This window comes from Gordonia sp. i37 (assembly GCF_002043085.1).
GTDB classification, from domain to species: domain Bacteria; phylum Actinomycetota; class Actinomycetes; order Mycobacteriales; family Mycobacteriaceae; genus Gordonia; species Gordonia polyisoprenivorans.
Window position 1 is genome coordinate 1 of record NZ_MVPX01000039.1, and the last position, 9,621, is coordinate 9,621.

8 protein-coding genes are annotated in these 9,621 nt (G+C 66.9%); 6 read left to right on the forward strand and 2 right to left on the reverse strand.

Annotated features, from left to right (window positions below):
- Positions 1–1,377: FAD-dependent oxidoreductase (locus tag B1964_RS01330; RefSeq protein ID WP_172398714.1), on the reverse strand; the 1,377-nt coding region annotated here is incomplete at its 3' end.
- A gap of 203 nt (positions 1,378–1,580) precedes the next feature.
- On the opposite strand from B1964_RS01330, the gene B1964_RS01335 reads away from it, so the two are divergent.
- From B1964_RS01335 to B1964_RS01360, 6 genes are all read left to right on the forward strand, one after another.
- Positions 1,581–3,425, forward strand: coding sequence for an FAD-dependent oxidoreductase (locus B1964_RS01335; protein WP_079928501.1), 1,845 nt, complete (start codon positions 1,581–1,583; stop codon positions 3,423–3,425).
- An 18-nt stretch (positions 3,426–3,443) separates the two neighbouring features.
- Complete coding sequence (locus B1964_RS01340; RefSeq protein ID WP_079928502.1) at positions 3,444–4,073, forward strand: TetR/AcrR family transcriptional regulator; 630 nt, start codon at positions 3,444–3,446, stop codon at positions 4,071–4,073.
- Positions 4,074–4,092: 19 nt separating this feature from the next.
- Entirely contained in the window at positions 4,093–4,401 is a 309-nt protein-coding gene (locus B1964_RS01345; protein ID WP_020173121.1) for a hypothetical protein, read from the forward strand.
- 42 nt (positions 4,402–4,443) lie between these two features.
- On the forward strand, positions 4,444–5,766 hold the full coding sequence (locus tag B1964_RS01350; RefSeq protein ID WP_006371719.1) for an NAD(P)/FAD-dependent oxidoreductase: 1,323 nt from the start codon (positions 4,444–4,446) through the stop codon (positions 5,764–5,766).
- A 64-nt stretch (positions 5,767–5,830) separates the two neighbouring features.
- Positions 5,831–7,057 carry a DUF1214 domain-containing protein gene (locus B1964_RS01355; protein WP_079928503.1) on the forward strand — a complete coding sequence of 409 codons (1,227 nt, stop codon included), beginning with the start codon at positions 5,831–5,833 and terminating at the stop codon, positions 7,055–7,057.
- 15 nt (positions 7,058–7,072) lie between these two features.
- Positions 7,073–8,299 (forward strand): sulfotransferase, encoded by a 1,227-nt coding sequence (locus tag B1964_RS01360; protein WP_079928504.1) that lies wholly within the window; start codon positions 7,073–7,075, stop codon positions 8,297–8,299.
- Positions 8,300–8,474: 175 nt separating this feature from the next.
- Here B1964_RS01360 and B1964_RS01365 read toward each other — a convergent pair.
- On the reverse strand, positions 8,475–9,621 hold a 1,147-nt coding region (locus tag B1964_RS01365; RefSeq protein ID WP_079928505.1), incomplete at its 5' end, for an HNH endonuclease signature motif containing protein.

Sequence of the window (9,621 nt, forward strand, 5' to 3'; positions counted from 1 at the left end):
GCCGCCCCCCCCCCCCCCGCCGCAGACGCTGATCCGCGGGTGATAGGCGATCTCGCCGATCAGGTACTGCGACATCGTCGAGGTGAGGTCGGCGCGCCGGACGACAATCGTCACCGATCGCGCAAATCGGGCGAGGTGGATCGCGGCCTGCCCGGCGGAGTTGCCGCCGCCGACGACGATGACGTCGCGGCCCTCCATCTCGCGTGCCGCCGACATCGCCGCCCCGTAGAACACCCCGAGCCCGACGAGTGCCTCGAGGGAGTCGACGCCGAGCCGGCGGTAGGCGACCCCGCTGGCGATGAGTACCGCGTGTGCGCGCACGTCGCCACCGTCGGTGATCAGGCAATGCGGCCGGTTCTCGACGCCGACTTCGAGTCGTTCGACGGCCCAACCCGAATAGAACCGCGCGCCGAAGCGCACCGCCTGGGTGCGGGCGCGCTGGGCCAGCCGCATGCCGGAGATGCCGCGCGGGAAGCCGAGGTAGTTGCGGATCATCGAACTCGTGCCGGCCTGGCCGCCGATCGCCGAGGACTCGATGACCACCGTCGACAACCCCTCGCTGGCGGCGTAGACCGCGGCGGCCAGGCCGGCCGGGCCGGCCCCGGCGATCGCGAGATCCACCACGGAGTCCTCGGCCACATCCGACGGGCGCCCGTACATCATCACCGACACGTCGCGCGCCGAGCGTGGGGCGATGACCGTGCGGTGGGACTTGCTGACCATCGACTGGACCAGGGGGAACCTCGCGCCGTCGGTGGTGTCGGTGCCGTCGATTGCGCTGTGGTCGAAGGCCGCCTGCGCCTCGCGTCCGGCGGGGCTGTCGGGGGTGTGGGTGCGGTGCGGCATGCCCATGCGGTCGAGGAGGTCGCGGATCTCCAGTGTCAGTGGGCTTTCCGTGTCGGCGATGATGCGAATCGATTCGACGACGGGCGCGGCGATCGTGGCACCCCAATCCGAGAGCATCTCGGTGATCGCGTAGTGGAACTCCTCGTCCCGGGCTCCGCGCGGCATGAGTAGGAATGTGTCGAACTTGCCCTTGCGCAACGGAATCCGAAGTGCTTCCGACGTCGTGGCGAAGCGGTCCCAGTGGATGACGACGACGCGTCGGGCGGTGGGGACGATGCTGCGGAAGGTGCCGAGTGCCTCGAGGATCGGCATGTCCGATAGTTCGGATTCGGCGACGATGAGCGCGATCGGCTCACCCTGCGAGGACAGTTGTCCGAGGGTGGTGATGGCCTCGATCGCCGAGGACACGCAGCGTACGTGGTAGTCGCGTCGGTAGCGGCCGAACTCGTCGGACAGGGCGTCGGCGTGGTTGCCGGTCACGAGAAGGATGGTCGGCGTGGGTGTTTCGGGTCCGGCGGCCGTGCCGGGCATCGGTTCGGTCACGGGATGGGGTTCACAGACAGACGGGCCATGCAGTCCAGTGTGACAGCAGGCCTCGACGACGGCCGTCGATACGTTTTCGCCGAAACGTCCCACCGAGGATCGCGATGGTGGTAGTAATCACTTACCGAAAGAGTCAAGGCTGACTGTTATGGTCGGCCGACTGTCGTGGACGACTTGTACGGGGGAGTCGAATGTCGGGAAGTGATCTGAATGCACGTGGCGACGCGACGTCGGCACAGGACTCGGGTGTGTCACGCCGTCGATTCCTGACCGGTGCGGCCGCGGCCGCCGTGCTCGCCGGAACCGCGGTCGCGATGCCGGGGGTCGCGGTTCCGGCGGCGCGGGCGGTACCGCCACCACCCTCACGGCGTCGGCGGGTGGCGATCTTCGGCGGCGGGATGGCCGGTCTGTCGGCGGCACACGAACTCGTCGAACGCGGATTCGCGGTGACCGTCTACGAGCCGGCCTACCTCGGTGGTAAGGCGCGCAGCCACGACGTGCCCGGTACTGCTGCCGGAGGTCGGATGGCGCTGCCGGGTGACCACGGCTTCCGCTTCTTCCCCGGTTGCTATCAGCATGTCCCCGACACCATGTCGCGGATTCCGGTGCCCGGCGGCGGCACCGTGAAGAGCCGGCACCTCGTCGACGTCGACACCGCCGCCGTCGCATTCGCCGACGCCGGGTATGCCCCGACGATCGCGCCCGCCTCCATCGTGGGAATGATCGACCATGCCGGGGCCCTCGCGGCCCTGGACAACGTGCGTAATGCGCTGACGACCGGGCTGAAATTCGTCGTCGACATACCGCCGGCCGAACTCGCCTACTTCGTCACCCGGGAACTCATCATCGCCACGAGTTGCACCGAACGCCGAGTCGGCCAGTGGGAGAACCAATCCTGGATGCAGTTCGTCAAGGCCGACACCAAGTCGCCGGCCTATCGGCGGTATCTGGCCGGGGCGCTGACCCGGGCGCTGGTCGCGGCGAAATCGCAGACCGCCTCGGCGCGGACCATCGGGCAGATCGGCCTGGCGTTGGCGACCTCGGCGACCGGCCTGATCGGCAACTACGAGGCGGGACTGGTCCAGGGTGGTGTCGACCGAATCCTCAACGCCCCCACCAATCATGCGTGGATCGACCCCTGGGTCGCCTATCTGCGCCAGGCAGGTGTGCGGTTCGAGATGGGGGAGGGGGCAGCGGCATTCGAGGTCGGGGACAAGCAGATCACCGGCGTTCGCACCACGTCGGGGCGGAGGGTCGACGCCGACTGGTACGTCGCCGCGATGCCGCTGGATCGGATCCGCCCCTTGTTGGGGTCCGCCGTCCTCGGGGCCGCGCCGGAACTCTCCGGAATCTTCCGCCTGCAGGATGATTGGATGGTGGGCATCCAGTACTTCCTGTCCCGCCGCTCGGATCTGCCACCCGGCCACATCGCGGCGTTGGGAACCCCCTGGGCGTTGACCGGCTTGTTCCAGGCAGCGCCGTGGGGCGTCGACTTCGCCCGGACCTACGGTGACGGACGCAGCAAGGACTGCCTGTCGATCGACATCTCCGATTGGGACACACCGGGAATCCTCTACGGCAGGACCGCCAAGCAGTGCACCCGAGACGAGATCGCCAAGGAGGTGTGGGCGCAGATGTCGAAGGCGATGAATTCCGGTGGGCGAGAGATCCTGCGAAGCGAGGACATCGTGACGTGGTCGCTCGATCCCGGGATCACGTGGTCCCTCACCATCGCCAACGCGACCCCGCTGATGGTCAACACCGCAGGCTCGTTGCCGCATCGTCCCGGCGTCGCCACCTCGATCGCGAATCTGTTCATCGGCGGCGACCACGTCCGCACCAACATCGATCTGGCAACCATGGAGGGTGCCAACGAGTCCGGGCGTCGGGTGACCAACGCGATCCTCGACGCCGCGGACAGTCCGGCGGGCCATGCCGCGGTGTACCCGCTGTGGGAACTGCCGATGCTCGATCCGCTCAAGGCGCAGGACCGGGATCGCTATCGGGCCGGGCTGCCGCACATTCTCGACGTGTGACTGCCCTAGGCTGGACGTGTGACCTCGCTTCCCGACGACGCGGACCGAGGCCGACCTGCCCCGCGACAGCGACGAAGTGACCTGACCCGTGTCACGATTCTCAATGCGGCACTTCGGGTTCTGGTCGAGCGTGGCTATTCGCACACCAGTACCGTTGCGATCCAGGCCGAGGCGGGTGTGACCCGTGGGCGCATGCTGCACCATTATCCGTCCAAGGATGCGTTGCTGATGGCCGCGGTCGGGCATCTCGCCCGAACGCGGCTGGCCGAGTTGCCCTTCGGGATCGACTGGCCCGACGATCCGGTGGAGCGGATCTCGCAGGCGACCGAGGTGGGGTGGTCGACGTTTCACCAGCCTTACTTCGTGGCGTCGATGGAACTGTGGATCGCCGCGCGCACCAACGAGGCGTTGCGGACCGCGCTGCTACCCACCGAACGGGAGATCGGCGCGACGGTGAGGTCGGCGGTCGATGGATTCCTGGGCTCGGAACTGACCTCGGCGCCGGGATATGCGGCGCTGTATCCGGTGCTGCTGTCGAGCATGCGTGGGGTGGCCACGACCTATCTGATCGACCGTCGTGATCCGCGAACCGATCCGCACCTCGAACTGTGGAAGCGGATGCAGCGCAAGTACCTGCTGGGTGAGTGACCTGCGTAGGCTGACGAGCATGGCATTCGATCCCACAGTTGCTGGTGTCGCCGTCGGACTGGTCGGCGGTTTCGGCGCTTTTCGTGCGACGGGCCGTCGCGAACTCGGCGGCGTCGTCGTCACCTCGGCCGGCGCCTACTGCACCCGCGAATGGCTGCGGCGCGGACCCGCGGTCGCGGGCGGCCTGCTCGGCAGCTACGTTGCCGCCTTCGCCATCTCGCATCCCCTGGCGAAGAAGATCGGTGCGTGGCCGTCGGTCTTCGCGGCGACCGCTGCAGCGGCGGCGGTAACCGTCGCGGTGACCTCGGCGGTACCGGTCAAGAGCTGAGGGTCCCGTCGTGGCGTCGGACTTTCTGCCACAATCGGCGAGGTGAATGCGTCCCAACCCCGCCGGGACACCCGGCCGCACGTGGTCATCATCGGTGCCGGTTTCGCCGGTATGCACGCGGCGCGCAGCCTTCGGCGCGCGAACGCGAAGGTGACGGTCATCGATCGCGGTACGAGTCACCTGTTCCAGCCGTTGCTCTATCAGTGCGCGACGGGACTGCTGTCGGAGGGCTCGATCAGCAGCCCGATCCGGCACCTGCTGCGCAGGCAACGCAACGCCGACGTCTACTGCGCCGAGGCGACCGACATCGATCCCGCGGCGCGCACGGTCACCGTCACCCGGCTCGACTCGTCGGTCGAGCAGGTCGGATACGACTACCTCGTCGTCGCGGTCGGCATGCGCACCGCCTACCACGGCAACGAACATCTGATGGAGCACACCATCGGGATGAAGACCCTCGACGACGCACTTGCCATCCGCCGCAAGGTGATGGGCGCATTCGAGGTCGCCGAGACCCTGCCCGATCCCGAACAGCGCAAGCCGTGGCTGACCTTCGCCATCGCCGGCGGCGGGCCCACGGGTGTCGAATTGGCAGGCCAGATCCGGGAATTGGCGCACAACGCGTTGGAGCGCGAGTTCCGCAGCATCGACCCGGATGAGGCGCGGGTGATGCTGTTCCAGGGGGCCGACCGACTGTTGCCGTCGTTCAGTCCGTCGCTGTCGACGAGCGCGTTGCGCACCCTTGAACGCCTGGGCGTGGAAACACATTTCGGGGTGCACGTCACCGACGTCGGTGCCGACACCGTCGAGATCACCGAGAAGAAGTCCGGGGAGGTGCGCACCTTCGGTGCCCGCACCACGCTGTGGACGACCGGCGTTGAGGCGGTGCCGTTCGTGAAGGCGCTCGCCGACGCGATCGGGGTGAAACAGGACCACGGCGGCACCATCCCGGTTGGGGACGACCTGTCGGTTCCGGGCCATCCGGACATCTTCGTCGTCGGTGACATCAGCTCCTATAAGGAGTTGCCCGGCGTCGCGGAGGTGGCGATGCAGGGTGGCAGGCACGCCGGAGAGGTGATTGCCGGGCTCCTCGCCGGAGGCTCCGAGCGACCTGCGTTTCGGTACCGGGACTTCGGTAGCGCCGCCTACATCTCCCGGAAGAACGCGATTCTGGAGACCGGTCCGCTGCGCCTGTCGGGTCGGGTGGGCTGGCTGGCGTGGGGTGCGATCCACATCGCCTTTCTCGCCGGTGTCCGCAACCGCACCGGAACCCTGGTGACCTGGGCGGCGACGCTGCTCACCGACACCCGTCGCGAACGCGCCATCACCTACGGCGATCCGAAGACTGCGCGCAAGTCGTTCTGAGCGGGCCCGCCGAGTCGTAAGGTGAGTACTGGACGATGTAGGCGGGCATGAACGGAGATCGGGCATGAACGGCCGAACACTGGCGACCTCGGCACTCGACGGATTCCGGCGGGCCCGCGTGGCCTGGCTGAAGGTACGCGGCAAGACTCCCGATGACGTCGCCGAGGCGCGGGTGGCCACCGGCAAGGCGTGGGAGGAGTTCTGCGACACGCTGAAATCGGCGGGCGCATCGATCATGTACCCGGGGACGCCGACCGATCCGCTGACCCAGGCCGAGGGTTATCGCTATCTGTCGCGGCTCACCCGCGCCGGACTCGAAGCGTTCGTCGAATACGCAGACCCGCGAGCGCCCGTGCTGCGCAGGATGATTCATGAGACCGCCAAGATGGGCTCGGACAACCCCGACAACTACTACCAGAATGCGACGATCGACGGGACGCTCACCTACCGCATCAGCGGAACGCGCGGCACCGTCGACTATCTCGGCTTCGGGACGCAGGAGGGCAATTACGGTCAGGGCGGGCAGATGCCGACGACCGGATACGTCGAGGCCTCGGACCTGCAGATCGCCGACGACGGCACCTTCGAGTTGATCGTCAGTGCGACCCGCCCCTGGCCTGAGGGGCAGGACGGCAATTGGTTGCCGATGACCGCTGATACCGGGCTGCTGATCGTGCGTCAGACCTTCGCCGATCGCACCACCGAGGTGCCCGCCGATCTGCACATCGAGCTCTACGATCCGGCTGTCGGTGCCGGCAACGACCAGGCGCCACCGCCGCCCGAGCCGCTCACCGCCGCACAGCTCGATGCCGGGCTCGGAAAGGCGAGTCTGCTTGTGGCCGGCGCGTCGATGCTGTTCGCCAAGTGGGCGCATGACTTCGCCGAGCACACCAACGAACTCCCCATGTTCGATCCGGAGAAGTCGACGAAGGCCGGTGGAGACCCGAATATCATCTACTACCACAGCTATTGGCGCCTGCGACCCGATGAGGCGCTGGTGATCGACGCGGAGATCCCCGAGTGCGAGGCGTGGAACTTCCAACTCGACAATCACTGGCTCGAGTCGCTGGATTACCGGTATTCGACGATCCATGTCAACAAGCACACCGCCAAGTATCGGCCCGACGGGAGCGTGCGAATTGTCGTCGCGCACACCGATCCCGGTGTGCCGAACTGGCTGCACACCCCCGGACATGACTGTGGTGGAATGACTTTCCGTTGGATTCGGGCCCAAGATCATCCTCAACCACGGACCCGGGTGGTGCCGGTCGCTCAGGTTCGCGAACTCTGACGCCCGGGTCTCTCGATGTCTGACGGATTCGTGCCGTTTCGGCGAAGTGGTATCCGAGCGCTCAATCATGTTGGTGCCGAGCTGGTTCGACGTGGTCTCGGTCCGGATCTGTCCGCCGACGCCCTGCGGCGGCGCGCCGAGAGGTCGGCGAGGCGGGCATGGGAAGCCGACGCGCTGACCGACGAAGCTCTCGATGTGTTGACCCGTTCGATTGTCGACGAGGCGAACCTCAGCTATTTCGGGGCGCTGGTGATTCGCGCACGCCTGCACGGTCTGCTCACGACGCGCTTACGCGTGGCCGCACTGCTGGAGGCCGAGCCCGAGGTACTCGACGAGCCGATCACGCCACCGATCGTGATCGCCGGCCTGCAGCGCAGCGGAACCACCATGTTGCACCGGCTGATCGGCGCTGATCCGCGGGTGCGCGCGGTGCAATCGTGGGAGGTGGTGCACCTGCTGCCGAGCCGATGGGAGCGGGCAGGTGCACGGCCACGTGTGCGAATTGCGCAGACCAAGCTCGCCGAACTCGCCCTGCGATACCTGAACCCGCAGTTCTTCGCCATCCACGCCGTCGAGGCCGACGGTCCGGAGGAAGATGTTCTGCTGCAGGAGTATTCACTGTTATCCCAGGTGCCGGAGGCGATGCTGAACGTACCTGCGTATGCCGAGTGGTTGGCGCGCCAGGACGTCCGCCCGTCGTATGAGTATCTGAAGGTGCTGTTGCAGGTACTTGCGCGGCAGGACCGACGACCGCACTGGGTACTCAAGACCCCCGCGCATCTCGAACACCTCGACACGCTACTCGACGTGTTTCCCGACGCGGTCATCGTCAACACCCACCGCGACCCAGTGCGCACCACAGCCTCGTTCTCGAGCATGCTCGCTCACGGCCATTCGATGTTCTCCGACTCCGTCGATGCCGCCGCCGTCGCGCGACATTGGTTGCGCCGCAACGTCGACATGACCGAACGGGCGCTCGTCGTACGCCAACACCATCCGGACCGATTCGTCGACGTGCGGTACGACGACCTCATTGCGGACCCAATGGCGCAGATCGACCGGATCTACGCTGCCGCAGGCCTGGAACTCGACGGCCCGACCCGTGCCGCCATGCATCGGCACCGACAGTCCCATCGGCAGAATGCCCATGGCGTGCACCGGTATTCGCTCGAAGAGTTCGGTCTCACCGAGGACGAGGTGGCCGGTGCGTACGCCCATTATCGCGAGGTGATGGGGATCTGAGAGATCCGGGTCGTCGAAACCCCCCGATGGTCGAGGTGCCTGGCCCTGGTGGTCGAGGACCTCCCCCCGATGGTCGAGAACCCTTCCCCCCGATGGTCGAGGTGCCCGGCGCCCCAGGCGCCGGGCCTCGAGACCCGGTGAGCCACAGCTGGTTCCATCCCACAGCGAAACCCCGTCACCGTGGGTAGGTAACGATCACCTGCCCCGTCCACTTGCTCCGCCACTCCACCCTCCGATCGGCGTAGAGCGTCGGCACCCACTCCCCAAGATGCTTCCGCTGATGATCAGCCCGGCACAGCGGGATCAGATCACCGAGCACCGTCCAGCCTCCGGCCTCGGGGTCGGTGTGGTTGAAGGGTCGCCAATGATCGAGGTCGCACAGGTGTGACGGCATCCCGCAGTACGGGTATCGGCACCACGCATCATTGGCCAACACCTCAGCGCGCAATGTCGCGCTGGGTGCATAGGTCAATGCCCCAGGTGGCGGCACGGTGTGACCACCGTGCCCGGTCGGATCCGCCGGCCGTGCCTGTGCGCGGTCGGAGATCTGCGGGATGAGTGGTCCAGCCGTGCGTACGGATTCGGGGTAATGGATGGTCTTGGCCACGTCGGCGAGGGTGGTGGCGTAGCTGGGGTCGATGGGCCCGTATCCCTGCAGCCGCGGCGCCAGTACACCGTCGGGATCTTTCAGGACTGTCAGTACGGGTGCGCCGGGTACGACCAGGGCCCGTCCGAACGCCACCGGCACCTCATCCGGGGTCGGCTCATCCATGGGGTCGGGAATCTCGGGTTCCGCGACCGGCTCCACCAACTCAACAGGGTCATGCTCATCGGCAGTTTCTGGCGCACTGGAAGGTTCGACGTCGTCGATGTCAGGAGCGTCGGCGTCAGCGGGTTCGGGGAGCAGGTCGTCCCAGGTTGCGGCATCGGCAGCGTCAGCGGGTGTTTCCGCCGAGTCCCTGTTGACGGCGCCGCCGTTGCCTTTCGGGCAGTCGTCCTGTCCGCATTCGCAGGTGAGGTGGGCGCCGGGGACTCCGGTGATCTCACCGAGTGCGATGACTCGCAGCGATCCCACGCGGCGGGTGTCCTTGCGGCAGGTCCGTTCATCGATGAGCGCGTTGATCTGCGTTGTGAGAAACACCCCATAATGGGCGGGAACAACCGCATCCAGAGAGGAGTGCCCCGCAACATCGGCGGTGATGGTCACGTTCCCCACCAGATCGGTGAGGGTCTCGCGATCCTCGATGACACTGTCGGGGTTCATCGAAATCAGTGCGGCGTCGAGTTGTTGCGACAGCACTGGGTCGGTGGGGGCGCGGGAC

Bases quoted from the DNA above. Each gene is read 5' to 3' on its own strand.
- B1964_RS01360 (WP_079928504.1), top strand. From the start codon at position 7,073: ATGTCTGACGGATTCGTGCCGTTTCGGCGAAGTGGTATCCGAGCGCTC.
- B1964_RS01335 (WP_079928501.1), top strand. From the start codon at position 1,581: ATGTCGGGAAGTGATCTGAATGCACGTGGCGACGCGACGTCGGCACAG.
- B1964_RS01355 (WP_079928503.1), top strand. From the start codon at position 5,831: ATGAACGGCCGAACACTGGCGACCTCGGCACTCGACGGATTCCGGCGG.
- B1964_RS01345 (WP_020173121.1), top strand. From the start codon at position 4,093: ATGGCATTCGATCCCACAGTTGCTGGTGTCGCCGTCGGACTGGTCGGC.